22 protein-coding genes and 1 other RNA gene are annotated in these 24,277 nt (G+C 41.5%); 9 read left to right on the forward strand and 14 right to left on the reverse strand.

Going from position 1 to position 24,277, the window contains the following annotated elements:
• Positions 1-4: 4 nt before the first annotated feature.
• On the forward strand, positions 5-1,831 hold the full coding sequence (locus J8Z28_RS15220; RefSeq protein ID WP_062566516.1) for a metallophosphoesterase: 1,827 nt from the start codon (positions 5-7) through the stop codon (positions 1,829-1,831).
• A gap of 45 nt (positions 1,832-1,876) precedes the next feature.
• Here the strand turns inward: J8Z28_RS15220 and J8Z28_RS15225 are convergent, their stop codons facing one another.
• From J8Z28_RS15225 to J8Z28_RS15240, 4 genes are all read right to left on the reverse strand, one after another.
• On the reverse strand, positions 1,877-4,555 hold the full coding sequence (locus tag J8Z28_RS15225) for a M14 family metallopeptidase (protein WP_062566517.1): 2,679 nt from the start codon (positions 4,553-4,555) through the stop codon (positions 1,877-1,879).
• A gap of 139 nt (positions 4,556-4,694) precedes the next feature.
• On the reverse strand, positions 4,695-6,941 hold the full coding sequence (locus tag J8Z28_RS15230) for a S46 family peptidase (RefSeq protein ID WP_062566518.1): 2,247 nt from the start codon (positions 6,939-6,941) through the stop codon (positions 4,695-4,697).
• Positions 6,942-7,124: 183 nt separating this feature from the next.
• Positions 7,125-7,367, reverse strand: coding sequence for an HP1242/YdcH family protein (locus J8Z28_RS15235; protein ID WP_054561078.1), 243 nt, complete (start codon positions 7,365-7,367; stop codon positions 7,125-7,127).
• A gap of 185 nt (positions 7,368-7,552) precedes the next feature.
• Entirely contained in the window at positions 7,553-8,191 is a 639-nt protein-coding gene (locus J8Z28_RS15240) for a response regulator transcription factor (RefSeq protein WP_062566519.1), read from the reverse strand.
• Positions 8,192-8,335: 144 nt separating this feature from the next.
• On the opposite strand from J8Z28_RS15240, the gene J8Z28_RS15245 reads away from it, so the two are divergent.
• Together J8Z28_RS15245 and J8Z28_RS15250 are read left to right on the forward strand one after the other, a co-directional pair.
• Positions 8,336-8,881 (forward strand): hypothetical protein, encoded by a 546-nt coding sequence (locus J8Z28_RS15245; protein WP_062566520.1) that lies wholly within the window; start codon positions 8,336-8,338, stop codon positions 8,879-8,881.
• Between the two features lie 17 nt (positions 8,882-8,898).
• Positions 8,899-10,545: a histidine kinase gene (locus J8Z28_RS15250; protein ID WP_062566521.1), complete on the forward strand. Its 1,647-nt coding sequence runs from the start codon at positions 8,899-8,901 to the stop codon at positions 10,543-10,545.
• Positions 10,546-10,710: 165 nt separating this feature from the next.
• Here J8Z28_RS15250 and rnpB read toward each other — a convergent pair.
• Together rnpB and rsmI are read right to left on the reverse strand one after the other, a co-directional pair.
• An RNA gene (gene rnpB / locus J8Z28_RS15255) (RNase P RNA component class A) lies at positions 10,711-11,062 on the reverse strand.
• Positions 11,063-11,104: 42 nt separating this feature from the next.
• The gene (gene rsmI, locus J8Z28_RS15260; RefSeq protein WP_062566522.1) at positions 11,105-11,962 is read right to left on the reverse strand and encodes a 16S rRNA (cytidine(1402)-2'-O)-methyltransferase; all 858 of its coding nucleotides are present in this window, start codon (positions 11,960-11,962) and stop codon (positions 11,105-11,107) included.
• Positions 11,963-12,023: 61 nt separating this feature from the next.
• Between rsmI and J8Z28_RS15265 the strand changes: the two genes are divergently transcribed.
• The 4 genes from J8Z28_RS15265 to dolP are packed head-to-tail and all read left to right on the forward strand — an operon-like array spanning position 12,024 to position 15,496.
• Positions 12,024-13,901 carry a penicillin-binding protein activator gene (locus J8Z28_RS15265; RefSeq protein WP_250659652.1) on the forward strand — a complete coding sequence of 626 codons (1,878 nt, stop codon included), beginning with the start codon at positions 12,024-12,026 and terminating at the stop codon, positions 13,899-13,901.
• A 37-nt stretch (positions 13,902-13,938) separates the two neighbouring features.
• Positions 13,939-14,310 (forward strand): YraN family protein, encoded by a 372-nt coding sequence (locus J8Z28_RS15270; RefSeq protein WP_062566524.1) that lies wholly within the window; start codon positions 13,939-13,941, stop codon positions 14,308-14,310.
• Between the two features lie 32 nt (positions 14,311-14,342).
• Complete coding sequence (locus J8Z28_RS15275; protein ID WP_054561085.1) at positions 14,343-14,930, forward strand: SIS domain-containing protein; 588 nt, start codon at positions 14,343-14,345, stop codon at positions 14,928-14,930.
• Positions 14,930-15,496, forward strand: coding sequence for a division/outer membrane stress-associated lipid-binding lipoprotein (dolP, locus tag J8Z28_RS15280; RefSeq protein WP_062566525.1), 567 nt, complete (start codon positions 14,930-14,932; stop codon positions 15,494-15,496). The genes J8Z28_RS15275 and dolP overlap by 1 nt, the downstream gene beginning before the upstream one ends.
• A gap of 65 nt (positions 15,497-15,561) precedes the next feature.
• On the opposite strand, the gene J8Z28_RS15285 is transcribed toward dolP, so the two are convergent.
• From J8Z28_RS15285 to rplM, 7 genes are all read right to left on the reverse strand, one after another.
• Positions 15,562-16,002: a ClpXP protease specificity-enhancing factor gene (locus tag J8Z28_RS15285; RefSeq protein ID WP_062566526.1), complete on the reverse strand. Its 441-nt coding sequence runs from the start codon at positions 16,000-16,002 to the stop codon at positions 15,562-15,564.
• On the reverse strand, positions 16,002-16,628 hold the full coding sequence (gene sspA / locus J8Z28_RS15290) for a stringent starvation protein SspA (RefSeq protein ID WP_054554181.1): 627 nt from the start codon (positions 16,626-16,628) through the stop codon (positions 16,002-16,004). Before sspA ends, J8Z28_RS15285 begins: the two co-directional genes overlap by 1 nt.
• Before the next feature lie 79 nt (positions 16,629-16,707).
• Positions 16,708-17,445 carry a cytochrome c1 gene (locus J8Z28_RS15295; RefSeq protein ID WP_054554180.1) on the reverse strand — a complete coding sequence of 246 codons (738 nt, stop codon included), beginning with the start codon at positions 17,443-17,445 and terminating at the stop codon, positions 16,708-16,710.
• On the reverse strand, positions 17,442-18,707 hold the full coding sequence (locus J8Z28_RS15300) for a cytochrome b (protein WP_054554179.1): 1,266 nt from the start codon (positions 18,705-18,707) through the stop codon (positions 17,442-17,444). The genes J8Z28_RS15295 and J8Z28_RS15300 overlap by 4 nt, the downstream gene beginning before the upstream one ends.
• On the reverse strand, positions 18,707-19,297 hold the full coding sequence (gene petA / locus J8Z28_RS15305; RefSeq protein ID WP_054554178.1) for a ubiquinol-cytochrome c reductase iron-sulfur subunit: 591 nt from the start codon (positions 19,295-19,297) through the stop codon (positions 18,707-18,709). The genes J8Z28_RS15300 and petA overlap by 1 nt, the downstream gene beginning before the upstream one ends.
• Positions 19,298-20,026: 729 nt before the next feature.
• Entirely contained in the window at positions 20,027-20,419 is a 393-nt protein-coding gene (rpsI, locus tag J8Z28_RS15310) for a 30S ribosomal protein S9 (protein WP_095209788.1), read from the reverse strand.
• Positions 20,420-20,427: 8 nt separating this feature from the next.
• Positions 20,428-20,856 (reverse strand): 50S ribosomal protein L13, encoded by a 429-nt coding sequence (gene rplM / locus J8Z28_RS15315; RefSeq protein WP_054561088.1) that lies wholly within the window; start codon positions 20,854-20,856, stop codon positions 20,428-20,430.
• A 349-nt stretch (positions 20,857-21,205) separates the two neighbouring features.
• Here rplM and J8Z28_RS15320 point away from each other — a divergent pair.
• Positions 21,206-22,377 (forward strand): IS3 family transposase gene (locus J8Z28_RS15320; protein WP_250659653.1). Its coding sequence is split into 2 segments (ribosomal slippage): positions 21,206-21,479 and positions 21,479-22,377, totalling 1,173 coding nucleotides; the frame shifts between segments, so codons are not numbered across the junction.
• A 69-nt stretch (positions 22,378-22,446) separates the two neighbouring features.
• Here the strand turns inward: J8Z28_RS15320 and zapE are convergent.
• Positions 22,447-23,535: a cell division protein ZapE gene (gene zapE / locus J8Z28_RS15325; RefSeq protein WP_058585925.1), complete on the reverse strand. Its 1,089-nt coding sequence runs from the start codon at positions 23,533-23,535 to the stop codon at positions 22,447-22,449.
• A 178-nt stretch (positions 23,536-23,713) separates the two neighbouring features.
• Between zapE and J8Z28_RS15330 the strand changes: the two genes are divergently transcribed.
• Complete coding sequence (locus J8Z28_RS15330) at positions 23,714-24,157, forward strand: Z-ring associated ZapG family protein (protein WP_055020791.1); 444 nt, start codon at positions 23,714-23,716, stop codon at positions 24,155-24,157.
• Positions 24,158-24,277 lie beyond the last annotated feature (120 nt).

Genomic DNA, 24,277 nt, shown 5'->3' on the forward strand with positions numbered 1-24,277 from the left:
TTAAATGCGATTATTAACGCTATTTTCACTGCTTTTTGTGGCGCTTCAAACCTATGGCAAAGAGCTAAACACACAAATTGCATTTATTCCCGATGTTCATTTTCACGATATCTATGCTGACTTTAGCCAAAGCGGCTTTAAAGGGGTAAAACTAGATAGCCAAACCAAACCCGTTGCAATTCGCAGTATGAAAGCACAGCTTCACTCAACGCGACTTTTTAATGAAAACTACTTTGCTCTGATAGCGGCTTTAGATGATATTGCCGAACGCGGTGTGAAATTAGTCGCTTTACCCGGAGACTTTACTGACGATGGACAGCCCGCTCACCTAAAGGGGCTAAAAGCATTATTAAATGATTACACAAAACGCTACGACATGCGTTTTTTTGTTATTCCAGGAAACCATGATCCTGTTAAACCTATAAAAACCGCGGCAGGTAAGTCTGACTTTTTGAACGATGAAGGACGCGAAGTTGCTATCTTTAGCCCAGATCATAGAAACTGTAAAGCGTCACAGACCGACACTTTGTTTTGCGATGATGGCATTGCTCATGGTGGCTATCAAGAGATTGTCTCTGCTATGGCTGATTTTGGTTTAATGCCTAGTAGCCAAGATTTGCTTTGGCAAACACCTTTTACCAGTGATCATGCAGCCTTGTCAGAACGCCAATATAAACAGTGTAGCGAGGATAAACAACACTGTGCAATGCTCCCCGACACCAGTTATCTAGTGGAACCCGTTGCTGGATTGTGGCTTTTAGCCATAGATGCCAATGTGTATTTACCTGAGTTTAAAAACAACCAACTAACATTCAAAGGCTCTGGAAATGCTGGATACAATAAAGTACTTACTGAAAAACCATATTTAATAACTTGGATAAAGCAAATTGTGAGTGCAGCAAAAAAGCAAAATAAAACGCTTATTGCATTTAGCCATTTTCCGATGGGTGAGTTTTACGATCAACAAAGTGCATCGATTAAAGAGCTGTATGGCAGCGATGCTTTTCAGCTCACTAGAGAGCCAACCAGCAATACACAAGCGACCTTAGCGGAAACTGGACTACGTTTGCATATAGGCGGCCATATGCATATGAATGACACCAGCTTGATTAAAACTGCAAAAAATACCCTTTATAACATTCAAGCTCCTTCAATAAGTGCATACCGTCCGGCATACAAATTGGTCAGCATCATAGGCAATGAAGCCAAAGTTGATACCGTACTTCTTGATTCTATTGCTGGCTTTGACACGCTATTTCCTGCCTATGAAAAAGAATACAGCTACTTAGCAGAGCATAATCCAGATGAGAAATGGCTTGCGGATATCCTAGATAGTGAAGACTATCACCAGTTTACTTTGCGGCATCTCGCTGGCCTTACGCGTTGGCGTTTTATACCAAGGGAATGGCCGGAAAGTTTTAGAAGCGTGTTACTCTCATTCAGTTTCCACGAGCTATTAGGATTATACGACAGTCCAATAAATAAGCCTTTAACACAACACTCTGAGCGCGCGCTGAAAGGAGTCACTCTATTTGAGTTTATACGCGATTTTTATTTACTCAGAAATGCAGGGACTTTGGCATTTGAAGACATTCCTACAACACACCTAAAAGCATACAAAGTCATGGCCCAGCAACTAAATACAATGGGGCAATGTATACCCAAAGATGTGGGGAAAATAGCACAAATCGTTGATGTTTGTACGCTACAGATAGGTCTTAGCAAAGCGCTTATGATTTTTGAAAAGCTAGCAGATGGTGAAAACGATCGCTGCTTGATGATTGATCTAAACTTAAATGCAAACAAACCAGCAAAAGCATGTCGCCCTTAATAAAAAAGGCACCTTAATAGGTGCCATTTTTATTGTGCTTAGTCATTACTGAGCATGTGCTGCAGCGCGGAAAATCGTGTTAGTTAACAGAACATTCATGCCCTCAAGGTAAGCTCGGTAGGTTGGTGACTGTGTAAAGCCTATCACCATGCCTTTGCCTTGCGGTTGATGAACAAGCAATGGCTTATACGCAAGCTGTGCTTTATTTTGCTGCCATAGATAACCACTTGCTAGCACATCATCTTTACCTGTAAACCAGGCTAAGTTTTTACCTGAGTTCAGTTTTATTGGCGTGTAAATATCATTACCGTAAGCTACCGCAACAAGGTCTTTATCAACCCCTGCGGTTAACCAATGCTCTTGGTCTACTTCAACATTTGCAAGTACACCAGCTACATAGTCTGGCGATGTGTGTGGCTCAATGCTCGCTGCTTTTAAATCATCGCGAGAATTGAATAACTGCCCTGCCACTTTACTGCTTTTATCATCATTGCTACTTGCTTTATCTTCTCGGTAAGCTTGCTCGCGTTTAACATCTAACAAACCGTAATCAGCATTAGTGGTAAAGCGGTTAGCATTACCGAGGGCAATTAACACGCCACCCGCTTCAACCCAGCTTTTTAAATTAGCCGCCCCCGATTTACCGAGTGCTTGCTCGTAATTACCTTCTGGTAAAATAAGCACTTGGTAATCACTTAAATCAGCCCAAGCAAGCATGGCTGTGCGAATAGCGGTTACCGGGTAGCCAAGCTGTCTTTCGATAACAAAACGAGTGTTACCGGCGCTTAGCTCACGAGTGGCTGCATCCCATGCAATCGCCACTTTAGGTGCAACCATAGGCACTGTTTTGTTACTACCAAAGCTTGGGCCTTCAATCACCCAACTTGAATCAACACCATCAACAATTGCACCAGTTTGCTCGGCAATTTGGCTAATTTTAGTCAGTAAGTCTTTATCGTTTAGACGTTTTTCGATTACTAAGCTACCCGCTGGGTAGTTAGTTTTATCACCTAATACAAATGCTTGATCAGCACTTTTCAGTTTAATGCCAGCTTGCAGTGCTGCTGTTAAAAAGCGTGCTGCGGCCGTATCACCCCAAGCAACAATATAAGCCACTGAGGCTTCTGGATTATTCACTTTACCAAGCAATGTGTCGTCGGCCTGAACAGCTTTGCTATCTGCGCTAACTGCGCGACCACAACTATCGCTATCAACATTAAACATCATCGGCAGTGACCAACCTGTGACATCGTAAATTTCATCACCTAGGTTACGAGCACGACGTCTTTCTTGCTCTTTTACAAATGCTTCAGCCATATCTACTTGGTCTGTAAATGTGGTACGTACAAATACCCCGCGTGGCTGTGCGGTATCAATAAAATAGCTACCCGCTTTATACTTAACGCCACAGGCTTTGAAGTCTTCAGTTGCTTGTTTAACTTCAACACCATGCTCAGCCATTAAGGTGGCGAGTCTATGAGCGCCTTCACGGTTACTTTGCTTAGGTAAAATATAAACTCGCTCTTTGCTATCTTTACCCGAATCAATTGCATCAACTTGATATTGATAAAAGTCACCTAGTAGTTTTTCACGTTGGTTGGCAGCCCCTTCGGCGGTCGAAATTGAGGCCACAAACTGACGCTTTACAGTATTAAAATAGGTGAGTAGTTCACCGGTATTTTTCTCAAATACATGACCACGCGCAGAGCCTACTTCGTAAGTTGATGCTGATGCACCATAAAAAACAGGCCAGCTATCACCGTAGCCTGGGTAAAAGGCATCAAAAATTTCACGGGTAAAATAATCAAAGCCAAATTCATCAAAATACTTCGCATGATTTTGCCCAATCGCATCCATGTTAGCGATTTGAGTTTTCGTCATATGCGGGTTAAATGGCTGAGCAGCCGGTGCAAAGTAGTAAGATTGGTCGCCGCCCATTTCATGAATATCAACCACCACTTGTGGTTTATATTTATTGATTGCAGCCACTCTGCCCTTACTTTCAGGCTGAGTAAGCGCTAACCAATCACGGTTCATATCAAACAAATAATGATTTGTTCGGCCTCTTGGCCATGGCTCATTATGCTCTGCACTTAACCTATCTGCACTGTGCTCAAGACCTACGGTCGCATAATAACGAGTAACAAAGCGCTCACGACCATCAGGATTTTGTAGTGGGTCGATAAACACCACTGTGTTATCTAAAATTTTGCTGTTAATGGCATCATTCGGGGCTGCGAGTAAGTGATATGCAGTAAATAATGCAGCATCGGTTGAGCTAATTTCATTACCGTGCACTGCATACTGAAGCCACACAGACGTCGGTAAATTTTTAATTAGCGACTTAGCTTCTTTTTCAGAGGTGATACGCGGATCAGCCAAAGCTTGGGTGTTATTGGCGAGAGTTTCTAATGAGCGAATATGCTCCGCAGTGCCAACCGCCGCATAAACCAGTTCACGACCTTCCCAGCTGTTTGCGTACTTAAACACTTTAATACGATCAGGTGCAGCTTGCTCTAAAGCGCTAAGATAACGACGCATATCGTTGTAATTGGTGATGCGCTCACCTACATCGTATCCGAGTACTTGTTTAAATGTTGGTATTTGCTGATTATAAGCCGTACCCGGCCACATTGCTTCGGTATTCGCTGCACTGGCATTAAAGCTTGCCGTTATTGCCACAACACTCACTGAAATGGCTTTTATTATTTGTTTGGCGCTCATTATTTTTCCCAAGTAAAAGTATCTGTTTTGTACATTACAAAAGTATTGAAAATAAACAAATTAAAAACGTTAGATTGGCAAAAATTAAAGACATAAAAAAACCGCAGCGATTGCTGCGGTTATTATTAACATAGCGGAGCTATTTAACTAGGGTCATTTCATCAAGTAGGTAACCTGCGTTATCAACTTCTTCCATTAACCAAAGCATGTATCGAATATCAACGTGAATAGCACGGGTAATTTTGGCGTTAAAGTACCAATCTTTGGTGATTGATTCATAAGTCGAGTCAAAATTAAGGCCCACTAATTCACCTTTACCATTCATGACTGGCGAACCTGAGTTACCACCTGTGGTATCAGCGCTACTTAAAAAGTTGACTGGTACTGAGTTAACTTCTAGAGGTTTAGCTGCCTGTGACTCACAACCAAAGCTGAATAAACTACAGCTGACACCAGGCAAACCTAAGTCACCGCGATAGTACGCGCCAAACGCTTGCTTTTTGTAAGCTTCAAGTACTTTATCGGTAACAACAAATGGCTTTTCGCCAGTGTGTTTAGCCACTAAACCACGTAGTGATGTAAAAGGTGTTTTATAAACAGCATCTGCCGCTGGGTAACCATCAACTTGTGCATAGCTTACGCGTAATGTGCCATTTGCATCTGGGTAAACTGGCTTACCTTTAGCGTTATTGAAAGCGATCACGGCTTGCATATACTGCGGGCGAATTTCTGCTAAGCGACCCGCCATTTCTTTTTTATCAGCTTCTTGTGCCATGTTGGTATCGTATAGAGCAACAGCTAACTTTATGAATGGATCGTTTGATGCTTCAAACTCTGCTACAGATTTACCAATCCAGTTAACACGTGCTTCTACATCTGTAAGCTCTGTATTAGCATAAAAAGAAGCAATAATCGCATCAAGCTCAGCTTGTGTTGTGGTATCTGTAATACCTAAGCCGTCGTTTAATGCCGCAACTTGCGCTGCTTTATCTTGCGCTAAATAGTTACCTAAGTAGCTTAACCATAAGGCTTTATCGACTTCAGGCGTAAACTGTTTTTGTAAACGCTCTAAACGCGCTTTAAGCATAGGAAGATCGCGCTCTTGATAACCCATTTCGCGCTCTGCATTAGGCTTTTCACTTTCTTTAGCTAAGCGGTATAAACGAATTGCCGTACTTAATAAGTCTGCGCGTTTTGCGTAATCAAAGTAAAAATGGCTTTGTTGCTGTGCGTGCGCTTCTACTAATAATGACTTTAATGCGTGATATGAATCTGCGTAAGCTTTACGCTCAGCACTTTGTGCAAACCAAGCTAAGTATTCTTGTTCTTGCGCAGCTTTAATAACCGGAATATCCGTTACTTTAAAACCATCTTGTAAGCCTTCCAGTTTCTTTAAACGATTGTTAGTGCTTTTTACACGAGAGGCATATTTAACTTGTGCTTGCTCATCGCCTTTGCTCTGCTTGGCAATCACATCAAGAGTCATGTTGTAAGTATTTAGCAATGTCGGGTAATACCAACTCGCTGAATAATTTACTTCATCTGCTAGTTTATAGCGGCTAGTGCGACCAGGGTAACCTGCCACCAGCACACCATCGCCTAAGCTTACGCCGCTCGCATTCACTTTTAAGAACGACTTTGGCTCATAAGGTACGTTATCTTCGCTGTAATCAGCAGGTTTTCCATCTTTACCAACATAACCACGTACAAAGGTAAAATCGGCCGTATGACGTGGGTATTCAAAGTTATCGATGTCACCACCAAAGTTACCCAGCGCTTCTGCCGGAGCATACACTAAGCGCACATCTTTGATCATCAGTTGCTTGATCATAAAGTACTCTAAGCCATGGTGGAAATCACGTACCGTACAACGGTAGTTAGGATCTGACTCACACTCACTGATCAAGGCTTTGCGGTTTGCTTGAATCGCTTCATAACGGTCTTTGCCGTGTAGATCTGCAGGTAAGTTACCCAATACGCGATCTGTTACATCATCCACTTGTTCAGTTACATACAAACGCTCTTGCGGGCCTGCTGGTAATTCTTTTGACAAGTCAGCTGCTAAAAAGCCTTTTTCAATTAAGTTATTTTCTGGTGTGCTGTTATTTTGAATCGCACCATAAGCACAGTGATGATTAGTTACCGCTAAGCCTTTTGGTGACACAAATGACGCAGAGCAATAGCCTAAACCAACCACTGCATTGAGTGGATATTGGTTAAGATCTGCCACTTGTGAAGCCGGTAACTCAATACCAACGCGGTCAAACTCGCTTTGTAATTGTTTTAATTGATGCGGTTGCCACTGCCCTTCATCAGCGTGTGCGCTACCTACAGCGACAACACCCATAAGTGCTAATGAAGTAGTAATAATATTTTTTTTAATCATGTTAATCCCAGTCAGTGCAAAGCACTATTCCATTGTTGCCTTAAAAAATCGCGCTAAGACTACCATAACCTTGATTGAGTAAAGGGATATTGCGATTAAATACGATTGGAGAGTAAAAATAGAGGAGAGAAAAAGCTCCTACCGTAAGAATGCAGTTAGCAGGAGCATTATTCGATTCATTTATTAAGCATTGGCTTTTAAAAAGTCATAAAGTTCATCTTTTAGCACGGCGCGTTGATGCTTCTTTTCATGCATGTCCGCATCTTCGATTGGAGAGTCTTGCAACTCAAGAGAGCGAATTTCTTTATCCATATCATCGTAACGTTGCATGGTTTTCTTGAAGTGAGCATCGTGTTTCGCGAGGCTATGGATTAATTCATTAAACTCTGGGAATTCATTCAATAACGAGTGTTTTTCGCCTAACATGGGCAACTCCTTTAGCTAGAATTTAAGTTCAATTTCACTGTACCACTGCAACATACAGAGTCAACGCAGTAACCTTGTCCGAGATCAATAATCACAACGATTCAGAAAATATAGCGTTTAAACTAGAAATTTCCGTTTTTGATAACTTAAGCAATTGATAAACAGCATACAAAACGGGAATGGATTTACCCTATGTCATCAATAAGAATCACCCCTTTTTCAAGAGCCAGTTTAGTAATTTGAATTTGCGAAGTTAAATTCAGTTTGCTCATAATGCTGGCACGATGAACATGAGCCGTTTTAGGCATTATATCAATTACCTGTGAAACTTGTTTCGCATTAAAGCCCTGTGCAAGTAACTTAAAAACCTCTAATTCTCTTGGCGTCAGTTTGTTTAATACACTGTCAGTTTTTTGAGGTTTTAAGAAATGCGTGTTAATTGAAGGGCTTAAAAATAATTGGTTTTTAAAGATAGAATGTATTGCTGTTATTAACTCTTCAGCTGCATCTCGCTTAGATAGATAAGCATCAACACCTAAATCTAGCGCTCTTTGAATATAAGACTTTTCCTCATACATACTCAAAATTATACGCTTAGCACTTGGTAGCTTATTGCCAATTAGTTGAGAAACTTCTAACCCATTTCTATCTGGCAGCGAAATATCGATGACGAAGCAATCTATATCAATATCACCTAAGTTTTGTAGACACTCACTGTAACTACTTGCTTCAAAGCTAACTTGCCAATCAGGATCTTCTTCTTCGATGAGAGCCTTAAAACCTTCCCTTACCATTTGATGATCGTCAATAAGCGCAAATTTCATAACAACTCCATGTATTGATTAATCCCATTATAACGCGGGAGTGGATTACTAAGGTAAGAAAAATTCTTATAAGCCTAAGAAAAGTGGAAGTAATTTTATTGTTTATCTCCTTGTAAGCTTACCCAAAATGACAAGGAAATAGCCATGAAAAAGATCGCAGGGGAAACAAGCCACTTTCAAAACATCACCGTATTACTACATTACATTGGCGAGTCAAATTATCGTATTGAGTGGACAAGTAAAATGACAAAAGGCTCTACTAACCTAGTCAAAACAGGTAAAAATAAATATGTAGTCATGCGTAAATGGCCAGAATCAAAAGCCTTAGCTAATGTTACGGCTAACTTCACTTCACGAAATGCCGCGTTTGTTCATTTCATTAAAAATGTAGACATAATTAAAAGTAATGACGAGACCATCAATAAAGCAAAACAGCAATGTTTAGATTATTTTACTCAGTGCGAGCATATCAAGCCGGTAACCAAAACAGCTTTCCCTAAACCACGCTTGCAAGGAGCTTTAGGTCGTGAAGTGATTGTAAAACATAAGCGTAATATGTCAGATATTGCTAAAGGGCATTTATTACAACTCATTGGAAATAAAGCTGAAATTCAAGTTACACAACGTTATACTTTGTGTAACCCTAGCGCCAAACAACAGTTTGATACGACGCAAGTTTATATATTATAAAAAGGTTATGCTTACTCATGGATAGAGTCTTCAACAAAAATTACTTTGTTCCGCTAGCTTTCAAGTTGAAGAGCACCCAGCGCAGTGACATAGTAAAGTTTGCATTGTTTTCGTGCTTAATAGTTTTAATTGCGCCAGTTATCGAAAATAGTCTTTATTTATTTTCCTTTAACTATGTTGTGTACGAGGACTTTGTTAGTTGGTACTTTCCGGTTGGCTTCAGAGTAGTTTGTTATCTGTTTTTTCCTTTACGTTATTGGCCAGCATTAGCAGTAGGTTTTACATTAGGACAAATCAGTTATGTTTGGTATTTTTATGATGTTCCTCTTGATGATGTCCTCTATAGACTGGTTAGCTCTGCATGCCGAGAGTTTTTGATTCTTACTCCTCTTGTGCTGGCAAAGCTTTTCAAAGTTCGATTAGATATTCAAACTGTTAAAAGTGCTGTTACAGTATTATTTATTGCAATTTCATATCGCTTTATACGATCAATGCTCATTATCTTACCGAGTGATAGCCAAAATAAATACCGACTTATTGCTGATGAAGATCGCTTTGAAATGATGTTAGCTCATCAGCTTGGCGGTATCATAACGACACTTATCATGTTGCTTTTCGCGTTTCATGCTAAAACAATTTACCAGCAATTAAATAAACTTATAACTAAAGAAGTTGGCACGCTTTTAGTGCAGCTGTGTTTTTGCCTCACTGTTTTTATTGGGGTTTACCTGTTTGAACCTAAATCACTCTACCTCTTGCGAATGCTCGCTATATTTCCTTTGATATGGTTTAGCTATCGATACGGGGCCTTAGGTGCTCTGAGCTATGCAAGTGTAACTGTTATATCTTTGCTCATTAACGTCTATGGTGTGAATGAAACCGAATTACTCCTGACTACGCAACTTTACATAATAAGTTACAGCGTTCTGGCTCTTTTGCTCAGTGCATTTGTTACTGAATTAAATGAGTCTAAATCCGCATTATTAGAGCAAAATAAAGAGTTAATTGAACTTAGTACGTTAACTCAAAACTTAGCTACTAAAGTTGTTAATGTTCAAGAATCTGAGCGAAGCCAGCTTTCACAAGAATTACATGATGATATAGGTCAAAACCTGACAGCTTTAAAAACAAATATTGCAATATTAGAAAAGAAAACAGCTAACCATAACGAGTTAGCATCGACAATTACAAGACTTCAAAACGTTTCAAGCCATATGTATGACTCGGTATACAGGTTAATGCACTGGCTGAGACCTCGTCTATTAGACGAATTAGGTTTAGAAGCAGCATTAAAAAGCGAGTTATTCTCTGAGCACCTAAATGAAGCTGGAATCGCTTATCAATGCAAAATAAGTGGACCGATAGATAGCTTAAATGATGATTTTAAAATCGCTATTTTCCGCATTTGCCAAGAAGCATCAACCAATGCAGTTAAGCACTCTCTAGCCACTGAGTTTTCAATAGATATTACTTACCAAGAAAGTGAGCTTGAGATAATTATTTTTGACAACGGCATAGGGTTACCTGAACATAAAAACTCAAATGCTAAGGGCGGGTTTGGTGTATTAGGGATCGTCGAACGTGTCTCAGTGCTCAAAGGTAAAACTCAGTTTAAAAATGGTGAATGTGGTGGTTTAACAATAATGATAAATTTCACTATTTAGCATAATGGTTAGGCCAAAATAGCAATCAGCTAAAAACTCTGCTATTACCCTCTCCTTGTATACTTTTATGCAAAAAAATAATCCGCTGTTTTGTATGAGCGGAGTGGATTTTCTCCGCCTAAAAAGCAAAAAGCCCGTAGCATTCACTACGGGCTTTAATATGATTTGGTGAGTCAGCCAATAAGCCGGGTTCTGTCGTGGATAATCATTCGTCTAGGCCATAAATTGCTCTATGGCTCAAGCAACCTACCCGGTTCCAACGTGGGCCACGCCATAAGGAACCCTATTTGGTCTTGCTCCGGGTGGAGTTTACCTTGCAACCAACTGTTACCAGTGGCCCGGTGCGCTCTTACCGCACCCTTTCACCCTTACCAACCGAAGTTGGCGGTCTCCTCTCTGCTGCACTTGTCGTAGGCTCGCGCCCCCCAGCCGTTAGCTGGCACCCTGCCCTGTGGAGCCCGGACTTTCCTCCCCCTGCGCATTTTCGTTGCAGGCAGCGATTATCTCGGCTGACTCGGCGCGCAGTATACCTGAGCGCGCACGTCTATGCAGTAAAGAATTAGCCTTTTTCGTCAATAATTGCTTTATAAAGTGCGTTTTTCTTCAAACCAAAATACTCAGCCACAACACCACAGGCTTTTTTCAGTGGCATTTCGGCTTCGAGTAAACCGAGCATGCGGCGCGCATCTTCTGGAATATCGTCACTTTGCTTTGCTTTACCCGGTAGCATCAGTACGATTTCACCACGCTGCTTAGTGGGATCATCCGTTAAGAACTGTTTTAGCTCGGCAACTGTGCCATTGAAAAAGGTTTCGAAAGTTTTGGTAAGCTCTTTGGCAAATACTACAGGCTGTTCTTTACCGAGCGCTGCTTCTAAATCATCAAGGCTCGCCATAATACGGTGGGTACTTTCATACATAATGCTAGTAATACCTGAGTTTACCGCTTCGATAAAAAAGGTCTGCCTTGCTTTACTCTTTGCTGGTGTAAAACCAATAAACTGAAAACGATCTGTTGGTAAACCAGAACAACATACAGCGGTAATTGCAGCACATGCTCCCGGCACTGGCGTGACGTGCGCGCCTTGTTCACGGCATAAATTGACCACTGCATAACCTGGGTCGCTAATAAGAGGCGTGCCGGCGTCAGATACCAGCGCAATGTTCATTCCTTGCTCTAACCAATCTACAATTTGTTGCGCTTTTTGTTTCTCGTTATGGTCATGCAGAGCAAAGGTTTTTGCTTTGATATTAAAGTGGCTTAACAACTTTCCTGTATGACGAGTATCTTCAGCGGCTATTAAGTCAACCTCAGATAGGGTTTGGATGGCACGCTGGCTGATGTCATCAAAGTTACCAATAGGCGTGGCAACAATGTAAAGAGTGCCGATTTTATCTGAATTGTCCTCATTTAACATTGAGGTCTCCTGCGTCAGTCAGTAATATAAGCAAATCGCGTTAACGTATCGGGAAATCATTGTGCGACTTAAACTTGTTAGTCTATTAATTGTATTGTCAGGGTTATCGGCTTGTAGCACAACCGAAAAACCTCGAAATAGTGCAGAAAATCAATCGAGCCAATCGAGTATTGCGCTATCACAGCTAACCGACGCACAATCTATGTACCAAGCGGCGCTAAACCGTCAAGGTGCCGATAAAATCCAGCTTTTATATACTGCACGTGATGCGGCTATCAGCGAAGAGCGCTGGGCACTGCTAGAAAAAATCTGCCTCGAACTAGAAGCAACCCCAAGTGTCGACCAAATTCAAAACAAACTTTACATTGCCCTTGCGCAAGAGCATCAAGGCAAAAGCGACTTAGCTTTAGCTCAGTTACAACAACTTGAGCCTCAGTTAAGCCAGCCAGAGCATCAAGCATGGCATCAATACCTGACTGCGCGCGTTTACGCGTCGCAAGGTATGCCAAAACAAGCAATGCCTTTCTTTTTTAAGGCATCAATACTTAGCAGCGAAAATAACTTTACTGTAGCGAATTTAAACAAAGATTTATGGCAAAGCCTAACCCAGCTTTCATCGTACGCACTTGAGCGCTTTAACCGAGGCTCTGTGGTGCAACAAGGTTGGGTTAATTTAGCGCTTTATCATCAACTATATTTAGGTGCGCCTGTTGAACTTCACCAAGCAATGAATAACTGGCTGCGTCGCTACCCGGGTCACCCAGCCGCTGAAGTGCTGCCAAAAAAAGTGACTGAGCTGGTACAAATTGAGCCTTTAAATGTGAACCGTTTAGCTGTGCTTATTCCACAATCAGGTGCTAATGAGCGATTAGGTGATGCCTTAAAAGCCGGTGTGCTTGCGGCCTTAGATGGACAGTCATTAGAGCAAACTCTATTTATTGATGAATCACTATCAGCTGCAGAGATCTCACTCAAGCTAAGCGAATTTAATGCTGATTTTATTATTGGCCCACTACTAAAAAGCAATATCGAAAAGCTTACTAGCGCACAAACACTGGTTGATTACCCGGTAATGCATTTAAACACCTTTGATGGTGAGCGCATTTCACAGCAGCACTTTTTCTTTGCACTAAGCCCTGAGCATGAAGTTCAGCAAGCATTAGAGCGATTTTTAACAGCAGGCTATCAAAAGCCGATGTTGCTAGCCCCTAATAATAGTAACGGTAAGCGTTTAGTTGAACACTTTAATACGCAGTGGCAACGATACAGCGAAGTTAAACCACAAATAGGGTTTTACTCAGGTAAAGATGATATGCCGAAAACGATCACTGGCTTACTTGAAGTAGACCAAAGTAAAGAGCGTATTAAAGTCGTCAAATCATTATTCAAGCAAGAAGTAGAAAGTGAAACCCGCTCACGCAGCGACATTGACGTGATTTATATTTTAGGTGATGCCACCGAAACACGCTTAATCAAGCCTTATTTAGACGTTAATGTGAGTACCTTCGCAGATAGAATCCCGCTTTATGCCAGCTCAAAAAGCCACAGTAAACAAATTGATAGAACCGATAAAGGCGACTTAGATGGCCTTTATTTTACGGAACTACCTTGGATGCTTGACGGTCAAATTCAGCAACACAATTTACGCCAACAGTACGAAAGCTTATGGCCAGAAAACGCTGATATAAGCCAGCGCTTATTTGCCATGGCGTTCGATGCAGCCAGTATGCTCGGTGATGTAAAACAACTGAGTATGGTACAAGGCAAACGCTTTAGTGGTATCAGTGGTCAATTAAGCATTGCTAGTAATGGCTATGTTACACGCACCCTAGATTGGGCACAGTACAAGAATAAGAAAATCATTGCGGTTGATTTAGCGACTGAGCAACCAATCCCGCTATTTATGCAATCTGCTATTGGGATCAATGCCGCTGAATAACCTTTTTTAAACGTAGAATTAGCTCAAGGATGAAGCTATGTCGTGGTTTAATCAATTGTGGCAAAATAGCCGCGAGAAAGGCCTGTATTACGAACATCAGGCAGAACAGTATTTAATACAACATGGCTTAAAAGCCATTGAGCGCAATTACTTATGCAAGTACGGCGAGCTCGATCTAATAATGCGTGACGGGCAAACACTGGTATTTGTAGAGGTAAAGTTTAGAAAAAATGCCCTGCGTGGTGGTGCAAACTATGCGCTCAGCAAACAAAAGCAGCAACGATTACGGCGCACAATTAGCCATTATCTTGCCGAAAAAAAGATCTCACACCAGGCAATGCGGATAGATTATGTCGCTATAACAGGTGAGCTTAACAGCACCCTAAACTGGTTTAAAAATATTTACTAACGCCGTTTGGCGTCGGCTTAATTTGGTAGGTTATGCAAGAAACGATAAAAAAAATCTTTACCGAAAATATTCAAGTTCAAATAGCGGCAGGTGAAGTACTGCCAAGCGCACTTGAATCGGCAGCGTTCACCATTGCACAAAGTCTTATTAACGGCAATAAACTGCTATGTTGTGGCACTCCTAGCTGCCACATGTTGGCACAGCACATGGCAGGGCTATTAATTAACTTTTATGAAACCGAGCGCCCATGCCTACCCGCAGTTGCGCTTGCACAAGATCAAGTTAACTTAGGCTCAGCCGCAAATAATGATGAGCACGAAACCTTTGCACGACAAATTCGTGCATTTGCACAGCAAGGCGACCTTTTATTAGCAATTGCTGTCAATGGTAATGAAAAGCAGATTATCTCAGCCGTTGAAGCGGCACTGACCCGTGATATGAAAGTAATTGTGCTTGTTGGTGATGACGGCGGTGAATTAGTTGGCTTACTTGGCCCAAATGATGTTGAAATTCGTGTTCCATCCAAACGCCCAAGCCGTATTGTTGAGTCACACTTAGTGAATTTGCACTGCCTCAGTGAGCTTATCGATTTAACCTTATTCCCACAGGAAGAAAATTAATGTTTAAACAGTCTTTACTAGTATTTGGTACCGTTTTATTGCTGCAAGGCTGTGCAGCTGCCGTTGTCGCCGGTACTGCAGGCGCTGTAACTGCTGCGAATGATCGCCGCACGATTGGTTCACAAATCGACGATAACAATATCGAAATTAAAAGTTCTATTGCTATCAGCGAAAATGAGCACCTACATAAATTTGCTAACGTTAACGTCATTAGCGTTAATGGCATTGTGCTTATGATTGGCCAAGTTGCCAACGCAGAAATGAAAGACGAAGCACAACGCGCTATTGAAGGCGTTGATGGCATTCGTAAAATCCACAACCAAATTCGCATTGGTTCAAATATTGGCATGAGCACGCAAACGCACGACTCTTGGTTAACCTCTAAGGTGAAAACGCAATTACTCACCACAGAGAGTATCAGCAGCAATAATATCAAAGTAGTAACAGAGAATGGCGAAGTCTTTTTAATGGGCTTAGTGAGCGATTCTGAAGCGAATTTAGCGGTTGATGTAGCACGTAACGTATCAGGCGTTGAACGTGTTATTAAAGTGTTTGAATATTTGTAATATCCAACCGTAAATTGATAATAAAAAACCCGCTAAATAGCGGGTTTTCTTTTGTCTGACTAAGGTTACTTAATCACTCGTAAGTGAGCACCTTTTTTCTTCTCTGGTTTAGCAGGTGGTTCATCATCTGGCGTAATCTCGTCAGGTGTTTCAACACTTTCTAATACCGGAGCAAAGTCGTCTTCGTCCTCGATGAATTCTTCTGCAGTAAATACAGTCCCTTCACCATTCTCACGTGCATAAATTGCGAGCACAGCACCCATAGGTACGTACACTTGCATTGGTTGGCCACCAAAGCGCGCATTAAAGCTAAGCTGTTGGTTGTCCATTGCAAATTGTGTTACCGCTGATGGGCTAATGTTCAAAACGATCTGACCGTCTTGCACAAACTGTGTTGGTACTTGTACAGCAGGAAAATCAGCGTTAACCACTAAGTGTGGTGTGCACTGATTATCAACAATCCAATCAAAGAAAGCGCGTAGTAAATAAGGACGATTAGGCGTCATTATAAACGGATCTCACGCTCTGCTTCAGTTAGTGAAGCTTGGAATGATTCACGCTCAAATAAACGCAACATGTATTCTTTAAGCTCTTTCGCGCCTGCACCATTAAGCTCAATGCCAAGCTCAGGTAAACGCCAAAGTAGTGGTGCTAAGTAACAATCAACTAAGCTGAACTCTTCACTCATGAAGTAAGGTGCTTCAGAGAAGATTGGTGCAATTGCAAGTAACGCTTCTGTAAGCTCTTTACGTGCTTGCGCAGCTTCGCTGCTACCGCTAGTGATTTTGTTAGCTAGGCTATACCAATCCGTGTCGATACGATGCATCATCAGACGACTACGGCCACGCATAACCGGATAAACTGGCATTAGTGGAGGATGAGGGAAACGTTCATCAAGGTATTCCATGATGATGTTTGCCTGATATAAACCAAGCTCACGATCGATCAGTGTTGGTACTGTACCGTAAGGGTTAATCTCATGAAGTGCTTCTGGCAGGTTATCCTTTTCAGCCAGGTGAATGTCAACACTTACACCTTTTTCAGCAAGTACGATACGTACTTGATGGCTATACATACAGTTAGCACCAGAAAACAGGGTCATTACAGGGCGCTTATTGGCAGCTACGGCCATGCCTACCTCCATTATATTACAAAAACAGCAATAGGGGCTTAAGCCCCTATCACAAAACTACCTTTCAAAATGCCCAGGATTAGTGAACATCTCTCCAGTATTCTTTCTTCAGCATGAATGCCAAGATAAATAGAATCACTAGGAAACCAATTACCTTTAGACCTAACGCTTCTGACTCTAAACGTGACGGCTCGCCAACGTAAGCTAAGAAGTTAGTTAAGTCACGAGCAGCACGATCGTACTCGTCAACACTCATTTCACCAGAACCATCTGTTTCAACGCCAACAACTTTAGTCACAGTGTGACCATGTTCTTCCACTTCTTCAGTGATTGGTGTTGGTAAGCCTTGTAGTTCTTGAAGAACGTGTGGCATACCTACCGATGGGAAAACAACGTTGTTTACGCCAAACGGACGAGACTCGTCTTTATAGAATGACTTCAGATAAGTGTAGATCCAGTCAGTACCACGAACTCGCGCTACAAGCGTAAGATCCGGTGGCGCTGCGCCAAACCATTTAGCTGCGTCATCTTTATCAATCGCATTTTTGATGTGGCTACCTACTTTTGAGCCATCAAAAATTAGTTGCTCTTGACCAATCTCAGTAGGAATACCGATATCGCGGAACGTACGCTCATAACGTTGATACTGCATTTGGTGACAACCAAGACAGTAGTTCATGAACAATTTAGCACCGCGCTGTAAAGATGCGTTATCTTTAAGGTCAATGTTCGCATCCATTAAAGGAACCGAAGGACCTGCTGCCATTGTCAACGATGGCAACAATGCGAATAAACCGATAATTAGCTTTTTCATCATTTCGTCAACCTCGTTGGTAATGGCTTAGTTTTCTCATTCTTGCTGTAAACAAATAACAATACGAAGAACATGAAGTATGTCACAGTCGTGATTTGTGATAACAGCGTTTTGAAATCAGTTTGTGGTGTAGCACCAACCCAACCCAAGATAACGAAAGTTACCACGAATTGTGCGATGTTTAACTTGTGAAGACCACAACGATAACGAATAGAGCGAACCGAACCACGGTCAATCCAAGGTAGTAACGCAAGCACTACGATAGATGCACCCATCGCCACAACACCCATTAACTTGTTAGGGATTGCACGTAGGATTGCGTAGAATGGCGTAAAGTACCAAACTGGGAAAATATGCTCTGGTGTTTTCAGCGGGTTAGCTGCTTCGAAGTTTGGCGCTTCTAGGAAGAAACCATTCATCGCAGGCATAAAGAATACAACCCAACAGAATAAGATTAAGAAACCAACCACACCCACAATATCTTTTACTGTGTAGTAAGGGTGGAACGGGATTGCATCAACAATGTCTTTCTTGTTGGTGTAATACTCGTGGAATTTGAATTTAGGCTTATCTTCTTCAGCTACAGTGCCTTTCTTACGCTTAATTTCAACACCATCTGGGTTGTTTGAACCCACTTCGTGTAGTGCAACAATGTGTAAGAATACTAAGATAACGATTACTAAAGGTAATGCAATTACGTGTAGTGCAAAGAAGCGGTTAAGCGTAGCACCAGAAATTACGTAGTCACCACGGATCCAAAGCGTTAAGTCATCACCAATAACCGGAATCGCACCGAATAGTGAAATGATTACCTGTGCACCCCAGAAAGACATTTGTCCCCAAGGTAGTAAGTAACCCATGAAAGCTTCAGCCATAAGCGCTAAGAAGATGAACATACCGAATAACCACAGTAATTCACGTGGTTTTTGGTAAGAACCGTAGATCATGCCACGGAACATGTGCAGGTATACAACGATAAAGAACGCTGATGCACCTGTTGAGTGAAGGTAACGAAGTAACCAACCGTATTCAACATCACGCATGATGTATTCTACCGATGCGAAAGCACCTTCAGCAGATGGTACGAAGTTCATTGTTAACCAGATACCAGTTACGATTTGGTTAACAAGTACTAACATGGCTAAAGAGCCAAAGAAGTACCAGAAGTTAAAGTTTTTTGGTGCTGGATACTGTGCAATATGCATGTTCCAAACACGTGTCATTGGAATACGATCGTCGATCCAACCAATAATTTTACCAAACATTACGCCACTCCTTTTTCTTCACCGACTAGAATAGTCGTGTCATCAAGGAAGGTATACGGAGGAATTTCTAGATTTAATGGTGCAGGTACAGATTGGAATACACGACCAGCCATATCAAATTTAGAACCGTGACACGGACAGAAGAAACCGTCGTCTGTGCCCTCTACTTTCTCACCAAAGCCACCTTGTAGGAAGCTAGGAGAACAACCTAAGTGCGTACAAATACCAACAGCAACGAAAATTTCAGGACGTTGCGAACGATATTCATTGGTTGATGATTCAGGTTGTTGAGGCTCTTCAGACGCAGGATCACGAAGTTGACCTTCATGTTCTTTCATCTGTTCAAGCATTCTTGGTGTACGATTAATAACCCAAACAGGTTTTCCTCGCCACTCAACACGTATTAATTGTCCTGGCTCAAGCTTGCTGATATCTACTTCTACAGGCGCACCCGCAGATTTAGCTCGCTCACTTGGATTCCAAGACGCAATAAAAGGAACAGCAGCCCCAGCCGCACCAACACCACCAACAACAGAGGTAGCTATGGTTAAAAAGCGACGTCGGCCATTGTCTACAGGCGCATTGCTCATCCACTTATCTCCACTATGATTCCCAACACTTGCCATATTGAGAACATCAGTTACAGCAGGTTAATTTTTAGAAATTTCAAAATAGACGCGATCATAATTAAAACCCTTGATTAAAACAAGGTTATTCACAGTCTCATGCTCGAATAAACCCTATTTAATGAATTATTAATTTAGGTTAGCTCGAGTATGAAGCCGCTGGTTATGATAACGCATATAAAAAAACAATATACTGACCAAGATCAACCTCACTAAGAGGAAACAGAATTCTGCATTAGCTGTTGTTGAACTCACTCACATTACTTGCCCCCCAATTGTAGCAAAAAATTTCATCAATTAACTGATGGATTTAAGCTAATTTTGCTAAATCTTGAAGTTTTTTTACTGTTATACGTACTAATTATTAACAGTGGTTAAATATCGAACGAAAAAAGGTAGGATTTTGCGCTTCAGCGAGATGAGAGATGCGAGATGCGAGATGAGAGATGAGAGATGCGAGATGAGAGATGCGAGATGCGAGATGCGAGATGCGAGATGCGAGATGCGAGATGCGAGATGCGAGATGCGAGATGCGAGAAGTATATGGGAATATTAAGCCTTGGCAAGAACTTGTTCATTCAAGCAGAGAGCCCTCTTTCGATTAGCTAAAAACTGACGTCTGAAAGCTGACAGCTCCAAGAAACAAAAAACCCAGCCGAAGCTGGGTTTTTGGTATTCTGATAAACGTAAATATTAACGTTTTGAGAATTGTGGACGCTTACGTGCTTTCTTAAGACCCACTTTCTTACGCTCAACTTTACGTGCATCACGTGTAACGAAACCTGCTTTACGAAGTGTAGGACGTAGAGACTCGTCAAACTCCATAAGTGCACGAGTGATACCGTGACGGATAGCACCAGCTTGACCAGTAGTACCACCACCTGAAACAGTGATGTGTAGGTCAAACTTTTCAGTCATTTCTACGTGCTCTAATGCTTGACGAACAACCATGCGAGCAGTCTCACGACCGAAGTACTCTTCTAGAGAGCGCTTGTTGATTACGATGTTACCAGTGCCTGGGCGTAAGAATACGCGAGCACTTGAACTTTTACGACGACCTGTACCGTAGTATTGATTTGCCATGATAGTGCTCCTTAAATGTCTAGAACCTGAGGCTGTTGTGCAGCATGGTTGTGCTCAGTACCTGAGTAAACTTTAAGTTTACGGTACATTGCGCGGCCTAAAGGACCACGTGGCAACATGCCTTTAACAGCTTTTTCGATGATCATTTCAGGCTTTGCAGCTTGAAGCTTGTCGAAAGTAGTAGACTTAAGACCACCTGGGAAACCAGTATGAGCGTAGTACATTTTGTCTTTTGCTTTATTACCAGTAACAGTAACTTTCTCAGCGTTGATAACGATGATGTAATCACCAGTATCTACGTGAGGAGTGTATTCAGCTTTATGCTTACCGCGTAGGCGACGAGCGATTTCAGTAGCGATGCGACCTAAAGTTTTACCTTCAGCGTCAACTACGTACCAGTCACGTTTTACTGTTTCTGGCTTAGCAACAAACGTTTTCATTTATTAAAATCCAATGTTTTTTAATTAAAACCACAGGTAATTATTATAAATTACCGCTCTAAGTTGAATGCTTTAACCCCTTCGAGTTTAAGACTTTGAGCCATCAATTAGAGGCTAAACTAATATCTGGCAATAGAACGCAACGTGGCAGACGCGGGAGTATACCAGCACTTGAACCACATTGCTATATGATGGTTGTTTTTTATTCGAGAAAATCAGCTAAGTGCGCGCGAAATAAATTTCACGCCTACATTAATTAGTAGGCGTCACGCTTGCTTGGCGCGCCTTACATTCAACACCGATCTGATCTGACTCCATAAAAGTAGACACCTTTTTGGAGTCAGTAATCATGAAAGTAAAGTCACAGCGTAGATATTCCCTCGAATTTAAAATAAAAGTCGTTCAAGAGTCGTTAGGCACCACAGATACAGTTAAGATGGTCGCGAATAAATACGGTATTCATCCTGACATGCTATCAAGTTGGAGAAGTCACATGACCTCGAAGAAGAAAACAGCAAAGCCATTAAAGAATCAAGGCCCAGACAAGTCATACACAGATTTAGAGCGCCAAATTCGCAAACTTGAGAAGCAACTCGAAGATGCTCAGTTGGAGAATGACGTTTTAAAAAAGGCGAAGGTCTACTTCGACAGCCTAAAAGAATAAGGTTCGAATATATCCACAAGGTCACAGACGCCAAACGCACAGTGAAAAAGTTGTGCAGTTGGTTATCTGTGTCGCCGGCTGGGTATTATAAATGGTTAAAGCAATTACCTAGCACACGCCAGAAAGAGAACAGTTCGTTACTTAAGTTTCTAAAGCATATTAGCGACCAGGAGCACTGTATCCCGGGCTATAGAAAGCTTTGGGAAGCAGCGGTAGCACATGGCTTTGATTGCAGTAAAGGACGTGTGCAGAGGCTGTTACAAAGCGTTGGCTATCGTTCAAAGTCAGGTAAAAGACGCTATACAAGCCGCGCGAAGAAAGAAGGTACAATCAAAGCGAGTAATTTATTACGGCGCCAGTTTAATGTTGATACAGTAAATACCGTGTGGGTATCAGATATCACACAAGTACGCTGTAAAGATGGTTGGCAGTATTTATGCGTCATCCTTGACTTGTACTCTCGTAAGGTTGTTGGCTGGGTAACAAGCCGGATAAACAACGCCGAGTTAGTTATTAAAACACTGAGAAAAGCATGGTCAGCACGCCAACCTGATGGTTCGCATTTGCTCTTTCATTCAGACCAAGGAGCTCAGTATGTCGCAAAGGAAACAGTGAAGTGGTTAACTAATAGAGGTGTCACAGTGAGTATGTCTAGAAAAGGCAACTGCTGGGATAACGCATGCTCAGAAAGCTTCTTCGCGCAGTATAAAAAGGAGTGGATAAAGAATTTAAATGAACTGAGTCGTAGTGAAATGACAACACAAACGTATTTTTATATTGAAAAATACTACAACTCAATAAGAAGGCATGGCACCCTAGGGTATAAAAGTCCCATGCAGTACGAACAAATAAATTAAACCCCGTGTCTACTTTATCGGGGTCAGATCAATCAGCTAAAAACTGACAGCTGAAGGCTGACAACTTGACTAAGCTAGATGCTCTTTTGCCAAATACTCTAACGATTGCATTTCTTGTAGTCGGCTAATACAACGCTTAAATTCAAAATTTAAGTTACCTTCGCTATATAGCTCAGTTATTGGCTTTTCAGCAGAAATAATCAGCGTGACATGGCGCTCGTAAAATTCATCCACTAACGCGATAAAACGACGTGCGGCATCATCATTGGCTTGGCCCAGTGATTTTACGTTAGACAAAATCACCGTGTTATAAAGTCGGCTTATTTCCATGTAATCAACTTGGCTGCGGGCTGTTTCGCATAGTTCACTAAACTCAAACATAGCAATACAGTCAGACACTTTACGGGTTTTGATCATCCGCCCTTCAATTTCAATTTCTTTATCGAGCACACCCGGCTCAGGTGACAACTTATCGAAGTATTCAAATAAATTATCATCAGCTTGCTTATCAAGCGGACTATGGAAAATTTCGGCTTGCTCAAGGGTACGTAAACGATAATCAACCCCCGAGTCCACATTTACGATTTCGGTGTTGGCTTTTACCAGCTCAATTGCTGGTAAGAAACGCGCACGTTGTAAACCATTTCGATACAGGTCATCAGGCACGATGTTTGACGTCGCAACCAGCACAATGCCACGTTCAAATAATGCTTCCATCAAACCACCTAGTAGCATTGCATCAGTGATATCTTGTACAAAAAATTCATCAAAACAGATAATATCTGTCTCTGATTTAAAGATATCTGCAACTACATTTAATGGATTACTGGTATTTTTTAACTTTTTCAGCTCATCATGCACGCGATGCATAAAACGGTGAAAGTGCACACGCATCTTACGATCAGTAGGTAAAGCTTCGTAGAAAGTATCAACTAAATAGGTCTTACCTCTACCTACTCCGCCCCAAAAATACAGCCCTTTTATACTTGGCGTGCTATCTTTAGAGAATAGTTTGGCAAACCACCCCTTCGCGGCCGGTTTGTCTGCCGTTAGGTCATCATAGAGTCTTTGCAAATGGCGCACTGCATTTTCTTGCGCTGCATCATGTACAAAGTCTTCACGTTGTAAATCTTGTTGGTATTTCTGCCAAGGAGTCATAGGTCGTTACAATAAAACACAGTTAAATTTGCACAGTATATTAACACGCATCGTATCTCAGGGTATATTAGCCCGCAGTATGATTTCACAATCAAATTAAGCATATTTTAATAATGATTGGACTATAAATGCTTTTAAAGTATTTGTTTTTGTTATTTTTTCCCAAAGGGGTAGATTTATGGGCACAATTACCTGGATAGGTATTCTAATCATCGTTGCAATTTCAGCATTCTTCATTGGTGCTTTTGTAACCAAAAAACAATTTAAGCAAGACGAACTAGAACAACAAGTCGAGCAAGCTAACAATGCGCTTGAACAATATCGTCAAGATGTAGCTGATCATCTAGCGAGCACAGGTAAGCTAGTATCTAAAATGAAAGATAACTACGACCAGCTACTGAACCATGTAGAAGAAACAAATAAACTACTACTTGCTGATAAAAAACAGCATCCAAATGAGCCTTTCTTTTCTAAAGAAACGACTGAGCAATTACAAAACTCATTACAAGACCGCAGAGGCGATCGTTCAAGTGCTGAAGCTCAGCCTGCTGACTATGTTGTTGGTGAAACGGGCCTGTTCACTGGCTCAGAGAAAGTTTCAGAACATTCTAAAGCCTCTTGATGAACTTTTTTTTGACCCCATAGTCTTTAGATATAACAGCTTTATATCTAAACCAAGAAAAGGGCTGCTTATGCAGCCCTTTTTAGTTTTTGCTTTATCTCTGAAGTGGAGTAAACCCAG

This window comes from Pseudoalteromonas sp. SCSIO 43088 (assembly GCF_023650795.1).
Classification (GTDB): domain Bacteria; phylum Pseudomonadota; class Gammaproteobacteria; order Enterobacterales; family Alteromonadaceae; genus Pseudoalteromonas; species Pseudoalteromonas shioyasakiensis.

Bases quoted from the DNA above. Each gene is read 5' to 3' on its own strand.
- J8Z28_RS15220 (WP_062566516.1), top strand. From the start codon at position 5: ATGCGATTATTAACGCTATTTTCACTGCTTTTTGTGGCGCTTCAAACC.
- J8Z28_RS15225 (WP_062566517.1), bottom strand. From the start codon at position 4,555: ATGAGCGCCAAACAAATAATAAAAGCCATTTCAGTGAGTGTTGTGGCA.
- J8Z28_RS15230 (WP_062566518.1), bottom strand. From the start codon at position 6,941: ATGATTAAAAAAAATATTATTACTACTTCATTAGCACTTATGGGTGTT.
- J8Z28_RS15235 (WP_054561078.1), bottom strand. From the start codon at position 7,367: ATGTTAGGCGAAAAACACTCGTTATTGAATGAATTCCCAGAGTTTAAT.
- J8Z28_RS15240 (WP_062566519.1), bottom strand. From the start codon at position 8,191: ATGAAATTTGCGCTTATTGACGATCATCAAATGGTAAGGGAAGGTTTT.
- J8Z28_RS15245 (WP_062566520.1), top strand. From the start codon at position 8,336: ATGAAAAAGATCGCAGGGGAAACAAGCCACTTTCAAAACATCACCGTA.
- J8Z28_RS15250 (WP_062566521.1), top strand. From the start codon at position 8,899: ATGGATAGAGTCTTCAACAAAAATTACTTTGTTCCGCTAGCTTTCAAG.
- rsmI (WP_062566522.1), bottom strand. From the start codon at position 11,962: ATGTTAAATGAGGACAATTCAGATAAAATCGGCACTCTTTACATTGTT.
- J8Z28_RS15270 (WP_062566524.1), top strand. From the start codon at position 13,939: ATGTCGTGGTTTAATCAATTGTGGCAAAATAGCCGCGAGAAAGGCCTG.
- J8Z28_RS15275 (WP_054561085.1), top strand. From the start codon at position 14,343: ATGCAAGAAACGATAAAAAAAATCTTTACCGAAAATATTCAAGTTCAA.
- dolP (WP_062566525.1), top strand. From the start codon at position 14,930: ATGTTTAAACAGTCTTTACTAGTATTTGGTACCGTTTTATTGCTGCAA.
- J8Z28_RS15285 (WP_062566526.1), bottom strand. From the start codon at position 16,002: ATGACGCCTAATCGTCCTTATTTACTACGCGCTTTCTTTGATTGGATT.
- sspA (WP_054554181.1), bottom strand. From the start codon at position 16,628: ATGGCCGTAGCTGCCAATAAGCGCCCTGTAATGACCCTGTTTTCTGGT.
- J8Z28_RS15295 (WP_054554180.1), bottom strand. From the start codon at position 17,445: ATGATGAAAAAGCTAATTATCGGTTTATTCGCATTGTTGCCATCGTTG.
- J8Z28_RS15300 (WP_054554179.1), bottom strand. From the start codon at position 18,707: ATGTTTGGTAAAATTATTGGTTGGATCGACGATCGTATTCCAATGACA.
- petA (WP_054554178.1), bottom strand. From the start codon at position 19,297: ATGAGCAATGCGCCTGTAGACAATGGCCGACGTCGCTTTTTAACCATA.
- rplM (WP_054561088.1), bottom strand. From the start codon at position 20,856: ATGAAAACGTTTGTTGCTAAGCCAGAAACAGTAAAACGTGACTGGTAC.
- zapE (WP_058585925.1), bottom strand. From the start codon at position 23,535: ATGACTCCTTGGCAGAAATACCAACAAGATTTACAACGTGAAGACTTT.
- J8Z28_RS15330 (WP_055020791.1), top strand. From the start codon at position 23,714: ATGGGCACAATTACCTGGATAGGTATTCTAATCATCGTTGCAATTTCA.